This window comes from Mucilaginibacter segetis (genome assembly GCF_016522075.1).
GTDB classification, from domain to species: domain Bacteria; phylum Bacteroidota; class Bacteroidia; order Sphingobacteriales; family Sphingobacteriaceae; genus Mucilaginibacter; species Mucilaginibacter segetis.
Map to the genome: position 1 here is coordinate 17,254 of NZ_JAEHFW010000001.1, position 21,779 is coordinate 39,032.

The 21,779-nt window shown below is 40.4% G+C and carries 20 protein-coding genes; 13 read left to right on the forward strand and 7 right to left on the reverse strand.

Features of this window, described 5'->3' with window-relative positions; all coding sequences use genetic code 11:
* Positions 1-13 precede the first annotated feature (13 nt).
* The 5 genes from I5M19_RS00070 to I5M19_RS00090 form a co-directional block, all read right to left on the reverse strand.
* Positions 14-976, reverse strand: a complete 963-nt coding sequence (locus tag I5M19_RS00070; protein WP_200062813.1) for a Gfo/Idh/MocA family protein — start codon at positions 974-976, stop codon at positions 14-16.
* An 80-nt stretch (positions 977-1,056) separates the two neighbouring features.
* On the reverse strand, positions 1,057-2,124 hold the full coding sequence (locus tag I5M19_RS00075) for a hypothetical protein (protein ID WP_200062816.1): 1,068 nt from the start codon (positions 2,122-2,124) through the stop codon (positions 1,057-1,059).
* Positions 2,125-2,229: 105 nt separating this feature from the next.
* The gene (locus tag I5M19_RS00080) at positions 2,230-3,120 is read right to left on the reverse strand and encodes a class I SAM-dependent methyltransferase (RefSeq protein WP_200062818.1); all 891 of its coding nucleotides are present in this window, start codon (positions 3,118-3,120) and stop codon (positions 2,230-2,232) included.
* Positions 3,121-3,216: 96 nt separating this feature from the next.
* Complete coding sequence (locus I5M19_RS00085; protein ID WP_200062821.1) at positions 3,217-3,969, reverse strand: ABC transporter ATP-binding protein; 753 nt, start codon at positions 3,967-3,969, stop codon at positions 3,217-3,219.
* Positions 3,966-4,697, reverse strand: coding sequence for an MlaE family ABC transporter permease (locus I5M19_RS00090; RefSeq protein ID WP_200062824.1), 732 nt, complete (start codon positions 4,695-4,697; stop codon positions 3,966-3,968). The genes I5M19_RS00085 and I5M19_RS00090 overlap by 4 nt, the downstream gene beginning before the upstream one ends.
* Positions 4,698-4,887: 190 nt before the next feature.
* On the opposite strand from I5M19_RS00090, the gene I5M19_RS00095 reads away from it, so the two are divergent.
* The 4 genes from I5M19_RS00095 to I5M19_RS00110 are packed head-to-tail and all read left to right on the forward strand — an operon-like array spanning position 4,888 to position 7,886.
* The gene (locus I5M19_RS00095; protein WP_200062827.1) at positions 4,888-5,592 is read left to right on the forward strand and encodes an SDR family oxidoreductase; all 705 of its coding nucleotides are present in this window, start codon (positions 4,888-4,890) and stop codon (positions 5,590-5,592) included.
* Positions 5,593-5,617: 25 nt separating this feature from the next.
* Positions 5,618-6,220 carry a PspC domain-containing protein gene (locus I5M19_RS00100; protein ID WP_200062829.1) on the forward strand — a complete coding sequence of 201 codons (603 nt, stop codon included), beginning with the start codon at positions 5,618-5,620 and terminating at the stop codon, positions 6,218-6,220.
* Positions 6,221-6,222: 2 nt separating this feature from the next.
* Positions 6,223-7,194 (forward strand): LiaI-LiaF-like domain-containing protein, encoded by a 972-nt coding sequence (locus I5M19_RS00105; protein ID WP_200062831.1) that lies wholly within the window; start codon positions 6,223-6,225, stop codon positions 7,192-7,194.
* 50 nt (positions 7,195-7,244) lie between these two features.
* The gene (locus I5M19_RS00110; RefSeq protein WP_200062835.1) at positions 7,245-7,886 is read left to right on the forward strand and encodes an RDD family protein; all 642 of its coding nucleotides are present in this window, start codon (positions 7,245-7,247) and stop codon (positions 7,884-7,886) included.
* A gap of 7 nt (positions 7,887-7,893) precedes the next feature.
* Here I5M19_RS00110 and I5M19_RS00115 read toward each other — a convergent pair whose 3' ends face one another.
* Both I5M19_RS00115 and I5M19_RS00120 read right to left on the reverse strand, forming a co-directional pair.
* On the reverse strand, positions 7,894-8,523 hold the full coding sequence (locus tag I5M19_RS00115) for an RDD family protein (protein WP_200062838.1): 630 nt from the start codon (positions 8,521-8,523) through the stop codon (positions 7,894-7,896).
* A gap of 42 nt (positions 8,524-8,565) precedes the next feature.
* The gene (locus tag I5M19_RS00120; RefSeq protein ID WP_200062841.1) at positions 8,566-9,192 is read right to left on the reverse strand and encodes a DUF4159 domain-containing protein; all 627 of its coding nucleotides are present in this window, start codon (positions 9,190-9,192) and stop codon (positions 8,566-8,568) included.
* Positions 9,193-9,438: 246 nt separating this feature from the next.
* On the opposite strand from I5M19_RS00120, the gene I5M19_RS00125 reads away from it, so the two are divergent.
* The 9 genes from I5M19_RS00125 (at position 9,439) to I5M19_RS00165 (ending at position 21,779) form a co-directional block, all read left to right on the forward strand.
* Positions 9,439-10,434, forward strand: a complete 996-nt coding sequence (locus I5M19_RS00125) for an AAA family ATPase (RefSeq protein ID WP_200062843.1) — start codon at positions 9,439-9,441, stop codon at positions 10,432-10,434.
* A gap of 36 nt (positions 10,435-10,470) precedes the next feature.
* Positions 10,471-11,349: a DUF58 domain-containing protein gene (locus I5M19_RS00130; protein ID WP_235985727.1), complete on the forward strand. Its 879-nt coding sequence runs from the start codon at positions 10,471-10,473 to the stop codon at positions 11,347-11,349.
* Positions 11,350-11,351: 2 nt separating this feature from the next.
* Entirely contained in the window at positions 11,352-12,842 is a 1,491-nt protein-coding gene (locus I5M19_RS00135) for a BatA domain-containing protein (RefSeq protein ID WP_200062846.1), read from the forward strand.
* The gene (locus tag I5M19_RS00140) at positions 12,835-14,958 is read left to right on the forward strand and encodes a DUF4175 family protein (protein WP_200062849.1); all 2,124 of its coding nucleotides are present in this window, start codon (positions 12,835-12,837) and stop codon (positions 14,956-14,958) included. Before I5M19_RS00135 ends, I5M19_RS00140 begins: the two co-directional genes overlap by 8 nt.
* Positions 14,958-16,736, forward strand: coding sequence for a hypothetical protein (locus I5M19_RS00145; RefSeq protein ID WP_200062852.1), 1,779 nt, complete (start codon positions 14,958-14,960; stop codon positions 16,734-16,736). Before I5M19_RS00140 ends, I5M19_RS00145 begins: the two co-directional genes overlap by 1 nt.
* A gap of 51 nt (positions 16,737-16,787) precedes the next feature.
* On the forward strand, positions 16,788-18,425 hold the full coding sequence (locus I5M19_RS00150) for a TldD/PmbA family protein (RefSeq protein ID WP_200062855.1): 1,638 nt from the start codon (positions 16,788-16,790) through the stop codon (positions 18,423-18,425).
* Positions 18,426-18,427: 2 nt separating this feature from the next.
* Complete coding sequence (locus I5M19_RS00155) at positions 18,428-19,759, forward strand: TldD/PmbA family protein (protein WP_200062857.1); 1,332 nt, start codon at positions 18,428-18,430, stop codon at positions 19,757-19,759.
* Between the two features lie 86 nt (positions 19,760-19,845).
* Positions 19,846-20,832 (forward strand): phosphotransferase enzyme family protein, encoded by a 987-nt coding sequence (locus I5M19_RS00160; RefSeq protein WP_200062860.1) that lies wholly within the window; start codon positions 19,846-19,848, stop codon positions 20,830-20,832.
* A 92-nt stretch (positions 20,833-20,924) separates the two neighbouring features.
* A complete protein-coding gene (locus I5M19_RS00165; RefSeq protein WP_200062861.1) occupies positions 20,925-21,779 on the forward strand; it encodes an NAD(P)-dependent oxidoreductase in 855 nt (284 codons plus the stop codon).

Genomic DNA, 21,779 nt, shown 5'->3' on the forward strand with positions numbered 1-21,779 from the left:
CTTTATTTTTGGACTATTCGCCAGTAAATTTTAATCCTATTATTTTACGGGCTTCATCTATCATCGCTATCATTTGTTTTGACATTTCATGACTTACTATATTGCTCTCGGTTTGCCCGGTTCTTATTAATTCACAAAAATGAGTTATCTCATAATTTAACCCACCGGCTGTAAAAGGTTCGTCCAGTTCAACTATATGGCCATCAAGATAATTAATGGTTGCTTTGGCGGGGTTCCACCAATTTTTATGAATAGTAATATGGCCCAACGTACCGCATATCAGGGCATCGCCTTTGCCGTGCAGATCAAGGCCGCAGTATAGTTGTGCATAACCATTTTCGTGGCTGGTCTGGAATATGCTGAACATATCAATACCAGTATCACCAAAGCGCCCCATCGCTTGTACCTCGTGTGTGCAGCCAAGCCAATCAATAGCTAAAAACGCCTCATATATACCAATTCCCATTAAACTACCACCGGCAAGTTTATAACTGTAATTCGGATGGTCATGACTAATATCGGCTACAGATGATCCGGCCCTTACATATCCTACAGACCCGATAGGGTCATCCAGAATGTGTTGATGCAACTTATTATATAAAGGATAAAATGGAGGTTTCATACCTTCCATAAATAAAAGCCGGTTTTTTTTGGCTACAGCGAGTACCTTTTCCAGCTCTTCAAGGTTAAGGGTAGCCGGCTTTTCACATAATACATGTTTGCCTGCATTCAGGGCAATTATGCTATATGCTGCATGGCTATCAGGAAGCGTGGCTATATAAACTACATCTACATTACTTGCAAGTAATTCTTCCAAAGTATTACAGGCAGTGCCACCATATCTGCCGGTGAATTTTTTAACAGTTGCAGGTCTGCGCGACCATACTGCAGTTAAACAAACATCAGGTACCGCATTCAACCCTTCCATAAACCGATGAGCAATGCGACCACATCCTATAATACCCCATTTTATCATGTCTGAAAAAAATTAAACCTCCCAAAAGTAAAAAAGCCTCAGGTCGATATCAACCTAAGGCTTATGTAGATAATTTAATATTATTGATACTGTATATATATTGGCGCCGGTTTATATTTTAATACCTCCTGTGGGGTAAGCATATGGTGAGGCGCTTTTTTAAGGTCGTTTTTATAAAATAATTTAAAACCGGTAAACTGAACGGGCTGCGGATAAATAAAGTTACGGTAAGTGCCGAGCTTTAAATCCGGTTCTCCCCAACCGTCCATATCCATTACTACCTGAACTTCGGGATGCAATTTTATATTTTGATAGTTAGTAACCATTTTATTGGTAAAACGGTGTACAATTAAAATTTTTGGAGGCAGATTATATTTTTTTACCAGATTGGTTAAGTAATTCGAAGCATAATTAATGTCAGAAGCGTCATACGTGCCAATTTTTCGGCCGGGTTTAGTGCCATCCTTCATGGAAAATTCCGGATCCATACCAAAGTGCACCTGCGGCATTTTAAGATATTTTTCCAAAAGAGGCAGTTCTGTTTGTATAGTACTTAATGCTACCTGAACATCTAAGAACACAATAGCGTGCGCTTTTTTCGCTAAAACTAACACACTGTCTATCTGCTTATCGGGCATGCGGTAACGATATTTACCGTCCTTACCTCCATCGCCCTGTGCTACCACGGCAATGTAATGCAAAGCGGGTTGTACGGGTGTTTTAGGGTCTGCTTTTTCCCAGTTTTTTACTTCACCTTTTAACTTTGCCAGCATTTCGTTTGGCGGTAATTCGCCCAATATGCCCATTCTTTTTGAATACAGATTTCCGTAAAAGGCTACAATACGTTTAAAAGGCAATATGGCACCCGGCTTAGGATATGGAGCATTTTTTACCGGCCATCTGCCGCTGGTGTCACCGTTAGCCATGCGTTTCATTAAAGAATCATACAAGGCTTTGTCAATAGGCGGATAATTTGATTTTACCACGCTCAGCGTATCTGCATCATTTTCGTTATCAGCAGTTTTTGCAGAAACAGAGTCAGTTTTTTTATCCGCTGCCTTGCTGTCAGTATCTGAAGAGCAATTTGATAAGGAAAGAGTAATAAATGATAAGAATAGTACAGAAAAAACAGTGTTTTTTAATTTCATAAATGTAGAGGTATTGTAGGATTTGCTGCTGAAATATTTTATCAGCGTATTAAATATTTAGTATTATGGTTAAATATAATGCTTGTAAAGATAGAAATGACAGAATTATCTTTTTTTATTTTTATAAAATTTACCAAAAACACCCAGTGGTAATTTAGAACCAGCCGTAGCCTGTAAATAAAGTTCTCCGATCTCCAGGTTTTGCACCGATGGATATGCGTTTTTAATAAGATTTTCGATGATAACGGAAGAAAATCCTAACGAGTAAGTGTTTAATATTAAGAAATGTTCCTCGGTGTCAAGCAATTGTATAACATCGCTCATCATCTCGTTAATGTTATCTTCCAGCTTCCATTTTTCGCCGTTAGGGCCATTACCGTAAGCCGGAGGATCCAGTATAATACCGTTGTATTTTTTACCGCGTTTTACTTCGCGCTTAACAAATTTCAGCGCATCTTCAACCATCCAGCGTATATCCTTTAAGCCCGAAAGTTCCTGGTTTTCATTAGCCCAGGTAACCACTTGTTTAATAGAGTCAACATGAGTAATATCGGCACCCGCGGCCCGGGCAGCTAATGATGCGCCGCCGGTATATGCAAACAGGTTTAAAACCTTGGGCGATGGCGTACTAAAACCTTTAATATGGTTAGAAATATAATCCCAGTTAACTGCCTGTTCCGGGAAGATACCCAGGTGTTTAAATGAGGTCAGCGCCAATCTGAATTTTATGCTGATATCATTATTGGTATACTCTACATGCCAGCGGTCAGGAGTTTTACTGTCCTTTTTTATCCAGTCGCCTGCTGTTGCCGACCGCCCCTTAAATTTAATGTGATGTAATTTTTGCCATTCAGCAGTACTTAAGTTTTTACTCCATACAGCCTGTGGCTCCGGTCGTATAAGTATAATATTACCAAAGCGTTCCAGCTTTTCAAAATCGCCGCAATCTATTAGTTCGTAATCTTTCCAGTAAGTTGGCGTAAGCAGTTGGATCATGATTGTTGGTTAACGGCCGGCGATATAAATTTACAGTTTAGGGATGCAAATATAACAAACAACGTTAAACTACCCTTTGTATGATTGGCAGTTTAGCTATATTTTATCTTTTGCTGCCTGCATAAATTTACTAGCAAATACAAACTCATTCAGTTCGGCATTATCGGTATGGGCAATTTCTTTATTAGAGCCTTCCCACCATTTTTTTCCCTGATGTAAAAAAATTATATGATCGCCTATTCCCATAACCGAGTTCATATCATGAGTTACAATAACGGTAGTAATTTTATATTCTTCTGTCAGATCGCTAATTAACTCATCAATTAAAATAGAAGTTTTAGGATCGAGACCCGAGTTTGGTTCATCAACAAAGAGGTATTTTGGTTGCATTGATATAGCACGCGCAATACCCACCCTTTTTTTCATCCCCCCGGAAAGCTCAGCCGGATATAATTTATTTGAGCCTACCAGATTTACCCTTTCCAGACAAAAATTAGCACGTTCCAATTTTTCGGCTTTGGTCTTATCTGTAAAAAGATTTAGCGGAAACATCAGATTTTCTTCTACTGTCATAGAATCGAAAAGAGCGGAGTTTTGAAAAAGCATTCCTATTTCTGTACGGATAGGAACCCTTTCGGTAAAATTCATTTCGGTAAAATTCTGTTCATCAAAAAAAACCTGGCCTTTAGTGGGTTCATGTAATCCCACAATGCATTTTAACAAAGTAGTTTTTCCGGAACCCGAACCACCTATGATGAGGTTATTTTTACCTGCTTTAAATTTAGCGCTTATACCTTTTAAAACTTCGTTTTCGCCAAAGGTTTTGTAAATATCTTTAACTTCTATCATAGCAGCATACGTGAAATTATCAGGTCCATAAATAATATCATTACGCAGCTGTAAACCACGCCTCTTGTGGCAGATTGACCAACTTCAAGTGAGCCACCTTCGGTATAAAATCCCTGATAAGCACATATCGAAGTAATAACAAAACCATAAACTATTGCTTTAATACCGCAAACCGTTACAATAACCGGGTTAAAACCATCGCTAAGGCCGGTAAGGTAATCCGCTGTTGATACATCACTTGATGCGAATACCGCGATATAACCTCCTGTTAACCCTAACACCACGGATACAATGACCAGTAAAGGCACCATAGTTACTCCGGCAATAATTTTGGGAGATATCAAGTATCCCGGAGCGTTCACACCCATAATTTCTAATGCGTCAATTTGTTCAGTTACGCGCATAGTGCCTATTTCTGAAGCTATACTTGACCCAACCCGGCCGGCCAATACCAGGGCTGATATAGTGGGACTAAACTCAAGAATAGTTGAATCGCGGGTAATACCACCTACTACCGTTTTAGGGATAAAATCGCTTACCAACTGAAAAGCTGTTTGAATAGTGGCTACTGCCCCTATAAAAACCGATATGATGCTGATAATGCCCAGGGAGCCGATACCAATGGAAACCATCTCGCGCATTACCTCGCTCCAGTAAACACTGAATTTTTCGGGTTTCTTGAAACTTAAACGTAATAAAAGTATATATTTCCCTAAACTGTAAAACATCTTTTAATTTAAAATTGGTTAAAAATACGTTTTTTAATGATAAGCTATGCCTGCCTCTTATAATTGAATTAATTTAGTATCGCAATTAATTAAGTGATACCCGATAACTTGAAAATAATATAACATATCTTGTTTATAAAGATCAGCCAAACTATTAACAGACAGATCATATTTTTTAATAAATAACATCATGAAAAACGCCATTATAACCGGAGCAACAAAAGGCATGGGCCGTGCTGTTGCAATTGCTTTTGCTAAACAAGGAATAAACCTTGCAATTTGTTCGCGCAACGAGCAAGATTTATTCAATTTTAAAAGGGAGATCCAAAAAATGGCTCCTGAGATTATGGTAATTACCCTGGTTGCCGACTGCAGTAAGCGCGATGAGGTAATAAAATTCGCTTCATTCACCGAGAAAAACATGGGTTTCGTCGACATTATTGTAAATAATGTAGGGATGTTTAAGCCCGCTTTTATACTGGAAGATAGTGACGATTCCTTTCAAAAACAGATGGATACTAACCTGATGCCGGCCTATGAACTATACCGTTTTTTCGGTAAACGCATGGTATCTGTCGGTAAAGGGCATATCTTTAATATATGCTCAGTTGCTGCCCTTGATCCTATAGCCGAGGCGGGGGTGTACAGTGTAACAAAATATGCCCTGTTAGGTCTTAATAAGGTAATGAAACTCGAGATGCAGGGACGTGGCGTAAAGGTTACGGCAATAATCCCGGGGTCAACATTAACAGATTCATGGCGAGACGTTGAGGTAGATAAAAACAAGATGGTTTTGCCAGAAGATATAGCATCAGCCATAGTAAATATTTATAATATGAGCGAAGGTGCAAATGTTGATCAAATGATTATTAAACCAGTTTCGGGCCAGTTATAATTAACTAAACACTAAAAACATTAACATGGAAAAGAAACTTTATAGAGACGAACATCGAAAAGCAATAGGTGGTGTTTGTGCAGGCCTGGCCGACTACTTTAGTGTAGATGTTGCCATAGTAAGGGCTTTATTTTTAATATTACTATTAGTAAAAGGTGTTGGTGTACTGCCATATATTGTATTATGGATAGTATTACCGAAACGCGATTACCGGTTTGATCCGCCTAAATATAGCCCCGGGGTTGACTACACCGTGCCACCCCAACAACCGGGTCAACCCTTTCAGCAACCTTTTCCACATACCCCTCCAATGCCTGCTAAAAAGCCATCTAACGTGGGGTTAATATTCGGCGTAGTATTAATTGTTTTGGGAGCTTCATTTCTATTGGACGAACTGGATATTATACCTGATTGGGATTACGGAAAATTATGGCCGCTTGCTTTAGTAGCTTTAGGCGGCGTACTTATATTTTCGGGACAAAAAAAACAACCCTGGGAAAAAGATGGATGGAACAGTACAGGCTATAGCAGCCCGGTAAATGATAAAGCTTCTGATGAAAAAACCTCAATGGACATTGCGGAAGGAAAAGAAGAAGACGAGAATAACGATAATCCTACAACTATATAATTATGAAAACCAATAAAATAATGCCGGGTGTTGTACTGGTATGTATAGGTGCCCTGTTTTTGTTAGATAATTTTGATGTGATCAATTTCCATTGGGGTAACCTTATTTATCTGTGGCCTGTATTTCTGATAATGGGAGGCGTAAACCTGCTATTGGCAAATAATAATACTGCGTGGGCTACCATAATAAAAGTAACAGTGGTGATAGGTGGATTCTGTATATTGTTTTTTGCCCCTAACCATCACTTTTTTTGGAATAATGGGCATGGCAACTGGAATTTTAGTAACAGAGACTATGATGATGACGACGATGATAGCGATAGCCTTGGTATAGTTAAAGTAGAAGGGTCAAGCAAATATAGTGAGCCGTTTACCCCCGGTACAACATTTGCCCGTTTAAATATTAACGGGGGAGCTTCAACCTTTAAACTAACAGATACCACTAACCAACTATTTGAAGCCAATACCAAAGAATTCATCAATCGGTATGAGTTTGTTAAAACTATGGATGGCACTACTCCGGTGATAGATTTCAGGATGAGAAATAAAAAGAACGGGCATTTTGAATGGGATAGTGATAAAACAAATACTGCATATCTTAAACTTAATGCTATTCCGGAATGGGAGATCAATCTTAAGACCGGTGCCAGCGAAACTGATTTTGATCTTAGTCCGTTTAAGATACGCACCTTGAATATTAACGGCGGTGCGGCATCTTATGATGTTAAAATGGGACAGCCGTTGGCCACAACTAATATTGAAGTATCAACAGGCGTATCAGAAGTTACTATCCGTATACCTCAAAATGCAGCCTGCCAGATCACTACACAATCCGGCTTATCATCACACGATTTCGATAACTTTGATAAAAAAGGGGACAACACTTACGAAACCCCGAATTTTGACGCAGCCGCTCAGAAATTTTATATACACTTAAAAGGTGGTGTATCTGATTTTAACGTAACACGATACTAAGTTCAAACGCCGGGAACTTGTATAATTATAAGATTAACTAACTTTGATATATGCAAGCTCCCGGTTTTGATTCAGAACAATCTGGTATCCCCCAATATATACTTGTAGTAAACGGAAAGCCCGAAGGGCCCTTTACTATCGAGGAATTGAAAACCAGGGGTATTAAACCCGGCGACTTTATAAAAACTCCTGCTATGGATGATTATAAAGAAGCACATGAAGTTGCCGAACTGAGGCAACTTTTTGGTTTTAGCAGGCAACCGGTACCTATTCAGTATTTTGGCAGTTTTGACCAGCGCTTGCTGGCTTCGGCACTCGATTGGTTTATCGTATCAGGTGGATTCATACTCGTAGCATTTATTGCTATTCTATTTATCCAAGACAAATTTATTCGTCTTATTATCTCATTTAGCTTGCTTATAATTATCCCGCTAACAAAGCTGGTATACCATATAGTAATGGAAAGTTCGGTAAAGCAGGCCACCATTGGCAAGCTAATTTTAAAGATAAGGGTTTGTGATATATATGGTGAGCGGATTACTGTAGGGAGGGCGATGGGCAGAAATGTTGCAAAAATTTTAACAGTATTAACTTTATTTGTAGGGTATATCCTTGCTTTTTTTAATAAAAAGCAACAATGCCTGCATGATATGATAGCCGAAACTCTGGTGATTAAAGACCGGCTGGAATAAAAAACAATTACCTGTTGCGGATAATCACATAGGTTTTGGCAAAATAATCATGCCATGCCTGCCGGTGGTCGTCCCAAAGAATGTTTAAATATCCTACACAAAATACCAGACTTGACAATATTTTCCCAACGTTGCGTAAAAATGCGCGTGGCAGGCTTAATCTTTTACCGTCTGCATCAACAACGGCCAGTTTGCAAATTCTTTTACCAATACTGCCCCGCATAGGTGTAGCCTCTAATAGAGCATTGTAAATAATTGAGGTAAGAAAAAGTATGAAGTTTAATTTTAAGCGGGTAATAAGCGCATCATAAGAGGTATCATTTGCCTGCTGGTTTTTATAGATCTCCATAAAAAGATCCGACGCAAAAAACATGATAGCAACGGTAAGGATAACGCTGTCAATAGCATATGCCAGCAATCGCCACCAAAAACCCGCCAGGTTATCTTCCGTAGGGAAATAAAAGCCTTTTCCTTCAAAATAGTAATTAAACTCAGGGAGTTCCGAGGCGTTTTGCCATTTTTGATTACTTTCCCGCTGCAATTGGGTATCCAGATCTATATCCATCTGCATCATTTCCGTAAAAGTAAAGGGGCCGGTTCTTTCACTGTTGCGCAGTATGTAGTAATTCTTTATCATTTAGTAGTTTTTTCAACGGTAAAAGCCTGACCTGATCGTGCTTTACGAGTTCATGGCGTATACAATAATATTTACGCCAAATTTAGTATTGTCTTCGGCTAAAAAGCGTTTATTTCTGAAATCATAGTCCCACTCGCATCCGTAATCTTTACTGCTGTATAATACGCCTATGCGTCCGTTAATTTCAATAGCCTTAAGATAATCATGTATCAGATCATCGCCCCAACCGTTCAACTCAAAAGAGGTAGTCGGCGGGCCTTTGTCAAAACTAAAAAAGGAATGGTATATTTTATGATTGTTAGGTATTTTTTTTAAAGCATGAGGGCCGAATATATCGGTCATTTGCGCCTCGAACGATTTAGCAAAAAGGCCGTCAATATCATGATTGCAATCATCTGCAAATACAAATCCGCCGTTTTGCACATACTTTTTAAAGTTGGCTTTTTCTTTAGTGTCAAACTGTACAAGTTTATGGCCGCTCAGGTAACAAAAGGGAGCGGTAAAAATATCATCACTGCTTAAGGGTATAACCTTTTCATGCGGATCAATCGGAATGGTAGTATATTCCAGCAGCGAATTAAGTAAATTAGAAGGCATACGCTGATCGGTGTCCCAATCGCCGGAGTGGTAACTTAGCCGTGTAAAAGTAAATTTAGAACCGAGTGCCATTTATTTACAAAACTCTAAAATTAAGATAAAATTTTCGGCAGCATTAATTAATAACCTGGACAGGTTGTAAAGTTTTAGATACTTTATTCAAATTTTGTTAAAAAAGCAGGATAATTAGTTAAAAGGATAATATCTTGTGTTGCTTTACTGGCTTTGTCCGGTTTTTAAGGTGAAATGGTTTTAAATCATTTATAACGCCATCGCTAAACGGATAATTAATTGTGAAAAGGATTAAACTATAAAATATTGGAACTTACTGAAAACGATATTAAGGCCCTGCTTGCCAAATTACCGGCATTAAAAACCGAGATACAAAAAGTTATTGTTGGTCAGGATCATATACTCGATGAATTGCTGGTTGCATTTTTAGCCGGCGGGCATTGTTTGCTGGAAGGGGTGCCCGGTTTAGCCAAAACGCTCATTGTGAAAACCATGTCGCAGGCGTTGCACTTATCTTTCAGGCGCATTCAGTTTACACCCGACCTGATGCCCACCGATATTATAGGTACTGAAATTCTGGAAGAGGATCATGCCACAGGAAAGCGTTTTTTTAAGTTCAACAAAGGGCCCTTATTCGCCAATATTATTCTGGCCGATGAAATAAACCGTACGCCACCCAAAACACAGTCGGCTTTACTGGAGGCGATGCAGGAGTTTGAAGTAACCTACGGGGGGCAAACTTATCCTTTAGATAAACCGTTTTTTATTTTAGCCACACAAAACCCCATCGAACAGGCAGGCACTTATCCCCTGCCCGAGGCACAACTCGACCGTTTTTTATTGCTGATAAAAATTAGCTACCCTACCGAACAGGAGGAGTTTGAAGTATTGAACCGGACAACAGGCGTTAAAAAAGCAGCTATAAACGCTGTTATAACAGCCGAAGAAATTATACAGGCACAGGAATTGGTACGGCAGGTTACCATAAACGAAGACCTTACACGCTATGTAAGTCAATTAATACGTGCTACCCGTCCTGATACCACCGGCGTAGCTTATGTAAAAGAATGGGTACGCTGGGGTGCCGGGCCGCGTGCCGGACAGGCTTTAATACTTACCGCCAAAGCCCGTGCTTTATTAAAAGGTAGGTATTCGGTTTTGATGGAGGATATTCATGCTATGGCACCTGCGGTATTAAGGCATCGTATTTTAATGAACTTTAAAGCCGAGGCAGAAAACATAAATTCAGACATGGTGACCGCAGAATTGATTAAAGTAATTGAGCGTAAAGGAGCTTTATAAGCGACTACCCTGGGTTAAATTATAAAGGAGAATAACTTGCTTGATCCTAAAGTTTTAATGACCATTAAGGATTTGCCATTGCTGGCGAAAACGGTTATTGACGGCTTTATGAATGGCTTTAATAAAAGCACTGTAAAAGGGCCCGGACTGGAGTTTAGTCAGTACCGTAGCTATCAACCCGGAGATGATCTGCGATGGTTAGACTGGCGGATGTACGCGCGGTCAGACAGGTATTATATTCGTGAATCAGAGATAGAAACCAGTATATCTGTACGATTTTTAGTGGATGCCAGCGCATCCATGAATCACGATGATAATGGTATAAAAAAAATAGATTACGCACGCTTTCTCGCAGCTTCTTTAGCATACCTTGCCAATACACAAGGTGACTCAGTGGCACTTAACGTATTTAAGGATGGTGACTTGTTTTCGTTACCCTCCAAACCCGATCCGCAGCACCTGCAGCGACTGCTATACCATTTGCAACTGATCGATCCTTCCGGCAAATTTACCAAACCCGTACATTATAAAGAATTGTTTGCGGGGAATGACCGTAAAGAGCTATTGATATTTATTACGGACATGTACCAGTTAAACGGCGAAATAAGTGCTTTACTTGCATCGCTGTCGGCGTTAAAGCACGAGGTGATCGTTTTTCACCTTATGGGGCAAAATGAACTTGATCTGGATTTTAAAGGTTACGCCACGCTGGAAGACATGGAAACCGGCGAAACCATACAGGTAAATACCCAAAGCACAAAAAGCACATATCAGTACAAGTTACAACAATACCTGGCCGCTATAAGATCAGATCTGCTAAGTAAACATATTTTTTACCGTATGTTGAGTACTGCACAACCACTGGATGCAGCATTGCGCGATTTTTTAGTTCAGCGTAAAAAAGGGGAAATTTAGGAATGCAGTTTTTAAACCCTATATGGTTTTTAGGAATTGCCGCTTTAAGTATACCGGTGGCCATACATCTGTGGAACATAAGGCAGGGCAAAACTTTAAAAGTAGGAAGCATTGCGCTTATTACTCAGGCGTCAAAAGCCAGCAGCCGTAGTTTTAAATTACTGGATATATTGTTGCTGATATGTCGTTGCCTGCTGTTGACTTTTATTGCCATATTACTGGCTACCCCGGTATGGCAATATCTTAAATCAACAAATAAAAGTAAAGGGTGGATACTTATTCCGCGGATGGAGATAAGCCAGGTCTATCAACAATTTAAATCGACTATTGATTCGCTTACCAAAGCAGGATATGAATTCCATTATTTAAATAAAGATTTCAATCGTGGTGATCTGTCGCAAATATTGGCTGATACTAACAGTTTAAAAGATACGGCCGGCGTTTCGTCTGATGGTAATTACTGGAGCTTAATAAAGAAAGTTGACGCAGCATCTTTATTAAATATGCCGGTGTATGTTTTTACTTCCAATAGATTAAAACATTTTAAAGGAAGTAAGCCAATGGTAGGGTTGGATATTCATTGGCAAACTTACACTGCCCCCGACTCTGTAAAAAAATGGATAGCCGATGCATGGATGAATGATAGCGGTTCTATTAGTTTTAATGAAGGTGAAAGCACTCCATCTGGGACTTACTTTACTACACAAAAAGTTAAAAGTGACGCCGCCGGTAACTCCGGTGTGGAACTTACTGTAAAAAATGGGCAACCACTTATTCAATTAAAAAATTCAGACCAGCCAGCCGTTTTGGTTGATACTTCAACGCTGCGAATGGCCGTCTATCCCGGTAAAAATACGACAGACGCGGATTATCTTGTGGCCGCTTTAAAGGCGATTGCAAATTTTAAAGGGCGCAGAGCAGCAATAAAAATATATAACAATCAAGCGCAATTACCTAAAGCCGACTGGCTGTTTTGGTTATCAGATGAGCCAATAAATAAGGTGACATTATCAGCAGCTGCGAATGTTTTTGAATATGAGAAAGGTAAAGTGCTTAACACTTCCTCGTGGATACAGGTAAGTAATGATGAGCATATACCCTTGTATAAACTCATAACCGCTAAGCAGAAAACCGAAGCCTTATGGCAAGATGGTTTTGGCAAACCGGTTTTAAGTAAGCAACAAGTGCAAGGCCGAAATGTCTATCTCTTTTACAGCCGGTTTAACCCTTCATGGAATGATTTGGTATGGAGCGCACAGTTTCCGGAAATTATGCTGAAGCTGATGAACGAGGATCCAATGCCCTTATATGATCAACGTATATTAAGTGACCAGCAGATCCAACCGATCAGGATAAAAGAACGACATGCTGATATTACTGTTGCACATATTCAAGAAACAGACTTATCCAAATCTTTTTGGTTACTGGCAATAGCACTTTTTGTTACCGAACGCATAATAGCCGCCAAAAAAAATATGTTGCAAAATGGCTGATAAAAGCGCATTACATATCATTTATAGTCTGCGTCGGCGATACCTCATTTTTCAGGTGCTGGCTGATGTTGTACTGGCCGCCGCTATCGGTACTCTGTTTGGCGGACTATTTATCAATTTTACCCCTTCGCCTGTTTTAACGGGCACTTTGGGTTTTATTGCCGTCTTATCAATATTATTAGCTATACATAAACCCTGGCTCGTAAGCAACCAAAATATTTGCAGCTACCTGAATAAGAAATATCCGGAATTAAAGGAAAGCGCTGGCTTGCTATTATTACCTGTTGATGAGTTGAATGTTTTACAAACATTGGCATTATCCCATACCGAAACTACCCTAACCCAGTTGCAAATCGGCTATGGTTATTTTACTAAGCGCCTTTTAAGATCATCACTATTGATGCTCTTAGCTGTTTTTAGTGTGTTAATAATGGCAAAATGGTATCACCATAAACAGATGAACCGATTTACAGTTGCCAACACAATTGTCAAAACAGCCTTGCCGCCCGAAAGGGTATTGCCTCAAATAAAGGGTGTGGAGTTAACCATAACCCCTCCGGCGTATACCCATAAAACACGCCATATGCAGGACAGGTTTAATTTTACAGCCGAGCAGGGCGCGACAATTAAATGGAATATAAAAACCAATATTCCCATAAAAGGGGCGTTCCTTATATTTAATGATAAGAAGAAGGTATCCTTGGCCAATGCAGATGCAGGCACATCTTGGAAAGCTGAAGATAGCATCAACAGATCAGGATTTTATCAGGTAAGTATTGATGGCAAGTTGTCCGACCTGTACCAGATAGAGGTGATTCCGGATGAGGCGCCTGTTATCCATATTAAAACTCCCAAACAGTACACTTACATTGATGCCGGGGAATTGCAACGGGTTAATATTAATACTAATATTACGGATGATTATGGTGTTGCCGACGCCTGGATAATGGCAACGGTTGCGAAAGGGCAGGGTGAGGGTGTTCAGTTTAAGGAATACCGGCTTAAATTCCCGGAAACATTTAATGCACTTAAGTCTCAATATAACCTTCAGAAGCTAATAGACCTGCCACAGTTGAGCATGGAACCTGGCGATGAGCTTTATTTTTATATACAGGCTAAAGATACCTATCAGCAATTGAGCCGTACCGATGTTTATACTGTAACTATACAAGATACCTCTGAACTCTTAAGTATGGATGGTATTTTAACCGGAGCTGATATTAAGCCGGAGTTTTTCAGGAGTGAGCGCCAGATAATTATTGACGCGGAAAAACTCATCAAAGAAAAAGATACCCTAAATGCCGAGAAATTCAATAAACGGAGTAACGACCTGGCTACCGATCAAAAATTACTGCGCCTGCGCTACGGCAAATTTTTAGGTGAAGAAAACGAGACAATGGAAGGTGCCGGTGGTTCCGATGAATTATCGGAACCGGAGAATTTCAGCAATGCCGAAAAAATATTAAAAGCCTATACAGATGACCACGACAAAGCCGAAGATGCTCAGTTTTTTGAACCTGCTGTAAAAAAACAATTAAAAGCAACCCTTACAGAAATGTGGAAAGCGGAACTGCAACTCCGGTTATACAAGCCACAAGCTGCGCTGCCATTTGCTTATAAAGCGTTGCGGTTGTTAAAAGACCTGCAGCAAAAATCAAGATCGTATGTGGCAAAAACATCATATAACCCGCCGCCGTTGAAATTGGAAAAACGCTTAAGCGGTGAACTGGATAAAATTACACAGCCTGTAAACAGCCGCGACATAAAGCCCGCCGAAGATAAATTTGCAATACTAAAAAATGCTGTAAATGTTTTGGAGCAGCTTAAACTTAGCCCAGTATTAAACAGCGACCATATTAAAACGCTGCACCTGGCTAATCAACAATTAAGTGTTAAGGCATCTGCGCAGCCGGGTATTTACCTGCCTGCTTTGCGAGCTATGCGCAGAATATTGTCGGTTAGTAATGGTATTCAGCGCAAGGACATTGATTTGGTAGAACGGGCTATCCAAAAAACGCTGAACGATCCTAAAATATCGCCAAATGCAGAAGGTGGGTCGGCGGATATGGGATTATCAACAAGATACTATCAAAACCTTAAACAAAATAATCGTTAATGCAGGGTAGCTGGAACCATATCGTTATTATTATTTGCCTTGTGCTGGCTGCATTGCTTGTGTGGATGGAATGCCGGAGAGCTAACCGTTCCCGCTTATACTTGCGTATTGTTGCGGTTTTGCTGGCATTGTTGGCCTTAGCCTGTATAATTCTGCCGTTGGGTTATGAAACTTATAAAACCGAAAATGATCGGCATTCTATATTATTAACCGACGGATTTAATGCTGATAGCTTAAAGGAATATAAAAATGCAGGTATTTTTACTCTTGATGATGCTGTAAAAAAAGCTTACCCTAAAGCTTCGCTCATTTATACGCCGGATACTTTGCATGCGTTAACTAAAAACGGGAAACTTCACGTTTTTGGCTATGGATTAAGTGAAGATGAGCTTTTCCAATTAAATGAAATACCGTTTACTTTCCATCCATCCAAATTGCCGCAAGGGGTAACTAATATCAGTTGGAACAATCGGTTAACCGAAGGCGAAGAACTTATTTTACAGGGAAAATACAATAATTCATCAGCCCGTAAGATAAAATTGATTTTAAAGGGATCAGGAACTGTTGCAGATTCGGTTATTATCAAACCCAACACAGAGGCCGATTTTACTTTAACCGCGCTCCCTAAAATCACAGGGTGGGAAGTCTATTCTTTATGGGCAATTGAAGGTGCTGACACCACCATGCTGGGCGATGCTCCTGTACAGGTAAAATCCGCCAAACCCTTAAACATTTTAATAATTTCGGCTTCACCTGATTTTGAGACAAAATTTTTAAAGAACTGGTTAGGGGGCAAAGGTTATGCGGTAGCCACACGTTCAGCTATCAGTAAGGATAAATACAACAGCGAATATATAAATATGGCGCGTTTGCCATTGTCCCGGTTATCAGCATCGCTTTTACGAAAGTTTGATGTGGTAATCGGCGATCTTTCGGTTTTTACCGCATTAAGCAATGCCGAAGATAATGCCCTTAAACAGGAGGTTAACAGCAATGGGTTGGGTGTTATTGTAAAAGCGGATAGCGCCGGTAAAGCCTCGTGGTTGCAAAAGCATTTTCCGGTAAATAAGCCTTCCGGTAAAGCACCTGATCCTGCTGCATTGATCATCGGTGGCAAAAAAAGTAATTCCGGTAAACTAAGCAGTAATAGAGCTTATATTGGTTATGATACCGGCACACAGCCTTTGGTAAGCAATATGCAAAATCAAATACTGGCAAGCAGTACGCTTGCCGGAGCAGGAAAAATTGTATTTACTACCCTTAACAATACTTTTAGCTGGATGCTGGCCGGATCTCAGCAGGATTATGCCGCTTTTTGGTCTGCCTTGATCAGCAAGGCAGCCAAAAAAAATAGTGATACCTTTGACGGGGTATTGAATGCCGGAATGGCTTTCGCATCCCACACCATTCCTTTAACTTTTAAAAGTAACACCCTTCCCTTAGTTATTATTGATGGAGAAATTGTTTCGTTACAGCAAAATTTAACCGTACCTTTTGAGTGGAATTATCAATACGGCCCTTTGCAAAGCGGATGGCATAGTATAACCCAAAGCAAGACAGAAAAATTGCTGTATGTGCAAGGCGAAAATAACTGGAAAGGTGTGCAGGCGGAACATAAAATTAACGCTACGCAGAAATATATCCTTAATAAGGAAAATAAGGGTATTGTAACAAAACAGATACAGCAAAAAGTTCGGATTGAAGTGCCGAAAATATATTTTTATATCCTGCTGCTGGCAGCATGTACATTTTTGTGGATAGAGCATAAGATTTCATAGTATACTATTACCCTTTTTAGGAAATTGATTAAACATATTGGAGGAAAAACTTTGAGAAGAAGAGACTTTATTTATTTATCGGGTATTGGCGCAGGAGCTATGATGCTTCCAAGCCTGTCCGGCCTGGGCAAAAGCATTGATCCGATGCAGGCGCTGGAAACGGTAGACCCGCGCATCAAGAAAGAACTGGCGGATGCAGGGCTTAATGCGGCTAAGGCCGATGGAGCCAGTTATGCGGATGTACGCATAGGGCGCTATCTTAACCAGTTTGTAATTACCCGCGAGAACCGGGTGCTTAACGTAGCCAATACAGAATCATACGGTGTAGGTATACGCGTTATAGCCAACGGATGCTGGGGATTTGCCGCCACAAACGAGGTAACCAAAGAGGGTATTGCCAAAACCGCTAAACGCGCGGTCGCAGTAGCAAAGGCAAACGCTAAAATAGGCGGCGCGCCGGTACAACTGGCACCGCAGAAAGGTTACGGAGAGGTAAGCTGGAAAACCCCTATAGAAAAGAATGCTTTTGAGGTGCCTATTAAAGAAAAGGTAGATCTGCTGTTATCCGCTAATGCTGCGGCAATGGAAGGTGGCGCCAACTTTGTGAACTCTTTACTGTTCGCGGTGAATGAGCAAAAATACTTCGCGTCAACCGACGGTTCTTATATCGATCAGGATGTGCATCGTTTGTACCCTACATTTAATGTTACCAAAATTGATTCAGCTAAAGGAGCTTTTGAAAGCAGGCGCTCTTTAAGCGCTCCGGTTGGCATGGGCTATGAATATTTAACTCCATTAGCTTCGGAAACCATACAAGGTATTACCCCGCGTTATAAAAAGCGATATAATATGCTGGAGGATATTAAGTTTGCCACCAAGCAGGCCGGTGAAAAATTATCGGCCAAATCTGTTGAACCGGGTAAATACGACTTGGTGCTTGATCCAAGCCATTTATGGTTAACCATTCACGAATCTGTTGGTCACCCAACCGAACTTGACCGGGTATTAGGTTATGAGGCTAACTTTGCCGGTACCAGCTTTTTAACTTTAGATAAATGGAAATCCGGAGATTTTCATTTCGGCAGCAAAAATGTCAATATTGTAGGCGATAAAACACAGGTAGGTTCATTAGGTGCCGTGGGATATGATGACGAAGGCGTAAAATGTAAAAAATGGGATATAATCAAGGATGGTATCCTGGTGAATTATCAGGCCATACGCGATCAGGCGCATATTATCGGGCTGAATGAGTCACAAGGTTGTTGCTATGCGCAAAGCTGGCAGGATGTACAGTTCCAGCGGATGCCTAATGTTTCATTACAACCGGGAAAAGCTCAATTAAGCGTTGATGATATGATCAAAAATGTTGAAAAGGGAATATATATCGTTGGCGACGGCTCATTTTCAATTGATCAGCAACGTTATAACTTCCAGTTTGGCGGACAACTGTTTTATGAGATAAAAGACGGTAAAATAGCTGGTATGCTAAATGATGTAGCTTATCAGGCAAATACCCAGGAGTTCTGGAATTCATGTGTGCAGGTATGTGATGACCGCGATTATCGTTTAGGCGGTTCATTTAATGATGGTAAAGGTCAGCCAAGCCAATCGAGCGCGGTGTCACACGGTTCATCAACCACAAGGTTTAACGGAGTTAATGTAATTAACACAAAAAGAAAGATCGGATAGATATGCCTATATATACTAAAGAAGATGCACAGGCTTTATTAAAGAAGGTGCTCAGTTATTCAAAAGCAGAAGAGTGCGAAGTAAGTTTGGGTGGCAGTGAAGGCGGTAATATTCGTTATGCTTTAAACGCTGTTTCTACAGCGGGCGATGTAAGTACTGTGGGTTTGGCGGTAACATCGGTTTATGGTAAAAAAGCAGGAACTGCAACTATTGACGAGTTTGATGATGCCGCTCTGGAACGTGTGGTTCGCCGTTCAGAAGAATTGGCACAGCTTGCTCCCGAAAATCCGGAATACATGCCAATGCTTGGCCCGAGTGATTTTCCGGAATCTATTACCTATAATGCCAACACCGCTGCCATGACCCCCTCAAGCCGCGCCGAAATGGTAGGTAAAAGTTTGGAGGTTACTAAAGCAGCTAACCTTAACGCAGCGGGCTATCTTGAAAATTCAACCGGGTTTAGCGCCGTAATGAATTCAAAAGGATTGTTTGCCTATAACAAAAGCAGCGATGTTACTTTTTCGGTTACTACCCGTAACGAAGCAGGCACCGCCTCGGGCTATGCAGCGCGTGGTTATACAGATGTTTCAAAGCTTGATACGTACACCGCAACAAAAATCGCGGCCTCAAAAGCCAATGGTTCGTTAGGTGCAAGGGCCATAGAGCCGGGTAAGTACACCGTAATATTAGAGCCTGTTGCAGCAACTTACATGTTGGAGAATATGTTTCGTTTTGATGCGCGCAGTGCCGAAGAAGGTCGTAGCTTTTTAAGTAAAAAAGGTGGCGGTACACGTTTAGGTGAACAACTTGTTGACCCTAAAGTAACTATCTATTCTGACCCATTCAACCCTGATCTGCCATCATCAACCTGGACAGGTGACGGACTGCCACGTGAAAAAACAATGTGGATTGATAAGGGGGTGGTGAAGAATTTATCATACTCCCGTTATTGGGCCGAAAAAAAGGGTGTAAAACCACTGCCAGGCCCCGGTAATATTATTATGGAAGGTGGAGACGCTACTATAGAGGATCTGATAAAAAGCACAGAAAGAGGGATTTTGGTTTCCAGGTTATGGTACATCCGTATGGTTGACCCACAGTCTTTATTACTTACCGGCCTAACCCGAGATGGTACTTTTTATATAGAGAACGGAAAGATTAAGTTCCCGGTGAAGAATTTCAGGTTTAACGAAAGCCCTATCATCATGCTGAATAACCTGGAAGCCCTGGGAAAACAGGAGCGCAGCATTAGTGTGGAAAGCTACCGCAGTTACCTGATACCACCAATGAAAATACGCGACTTTACCTTTAGCTCCTTATCAGACGCGGTATAAGTTAAGCTATAATTTTTTTATGAACGTCATTGCCCTAAAGCAATGGCGTTTTTGTTTATTTGTACCTCTTTAAAAATCCCTGCCTTATGAAACCATTTCCTGTGGTAACCTCAACTCTTTCCCCTCGCCACCTTGCTGATTACGTTCAGGATACATATCACTTATCTGCAGGTACTACATGTAAGCTTTTAAAGGCAGGTATTAACCATAGTTATTTAATAAATAACGGCGAAAGCAAATACGTATTCAGGGTATACAGCTTAAATTGGCGCACACGTGCAGAAATTGAAGAGGAGCTGCGGCTTTTAAATTTATTGCAAGAGAAAGGGATCTCGGTTTCGTATCCCTTAAAGGATGACAAAGGGAAATATATTCAGGAATTACCTGCACCTGAAGGCGTACGTTTCGGGGTGCTTTTTTCCTATGCTAATGGAGATAAGCTGTTAAATTTTCCTGCTGAGCTTCATTACACTGTGGGCGAAACAATGGCCCGCATCCATCAGCTTACCCAGAATATGGATCTGGAACGAATTACCTATGCACCCGATGTGTTGTTAATAGCGCCTTTTGAGCATCTGGATAAATTTTTACCTGCCGAATCTGAGGAAATGACCTGGATGTTATCCATCCAAAACTATTTATTGGAAGAGTTGGAGAAAGCGGATAAAAGTAAATTGCGCAAAGGGGCCGTTCACATGGATATATGGTTTGATAACCTTAATATTACTGAAGATGGTCGAATCACTATTTTCGACTTCGATTTTTGTGGCAACGGCTGGCTTTGTAATGATATCGCTTATTACATTTTGCAATTACACAGCACGGAGAAGGACGAAACTGAACGCATGCAAAAGCTCGATAGCTTCTTAAAAGGATATGAATCCATCACGCCCATAAATGCGGAAGAAAAACGAATGCTGGCCATGCTTGGCGTAAGTATTTACTTTTTTTACCTGGGGGTGCAATGCCAGCGATTTGATAACTGGTCGAATGTTTTCATGAACGAAACCCATTTAAAACGGTTCATTAATATCTTAATAAAGCCCTATTTCGAGAAAAATGTAATTGGGTAAACCTATTATCATTTATAATCCATATTCTGTATTTGGATAAACAAATGCCGGATTTTATTCTTTTTTATTTAGCATATCAAAATTAGCATAATATGAACACTACAAAAATAGGTTGGATAGGTTTGGGAACTATGGGGGTTCCAATGTCGCAGCAATTGATAAAGGCTGGTTATACGTTAATAGTATATAATCGCAGTAAAGAAAAGGAAGAAGCTCTTAAAAACGATGGCGCTGAAATAGCAGCAACACCCGGAGAGCTTTTACAAAGAGCGGATGTTGTGATCATTATGGTTACTGATGATAAAGCGATAGAGGGGGTTTTTAGTGGTGATGGCGGTTTGTTAAACGTTGAGGCACGCGGTAAGGTCATTATAAACATGAGTACTGTATCGCCTGCTATTAGTAAAAAAATAGCTGATTTATGTAAAGAACAGGGCAATGTTTATTTAGATGCCCCCGTATCAGGCAGTGTTAAGCAAGCCGAAACCGGGCAGTTGGTGATAATGATAGGCGGGGATGAAGCCGAATTTAAAAAAGTAGAACCCATCCTTTTAAGGATGGGCAAAATGGCTACTTATGTTGGGGCATCTGGTGCCGGCAATACGGCCAAGCTGGCGATTAATACCTTACTTAGCTTTCATACGCAAGGACTGGCCGAAGCGGTTCTGTTAGCAAAAAAAAATGGAATTGAAACGGAAACATTGCTAACCCTGCTTAATAATGGTGCTTTAGGTAACCCGTTCATGAAAATAAAAGGTGATGCTATATTAAATAACAATTTTAAGCCCGCATTCACGCTTAAAAACATTTTAAAGGATCTTAAACTGGCTAAAGATATAGGCTTAGATACACCAATGGGTAAAACAACATTAGCGACCTTTGAGGCCGCCGAACCGCAATTTGGTGATGAGGACCTGATAGCGGTAATTAAGCAAATTGAGAAGTAA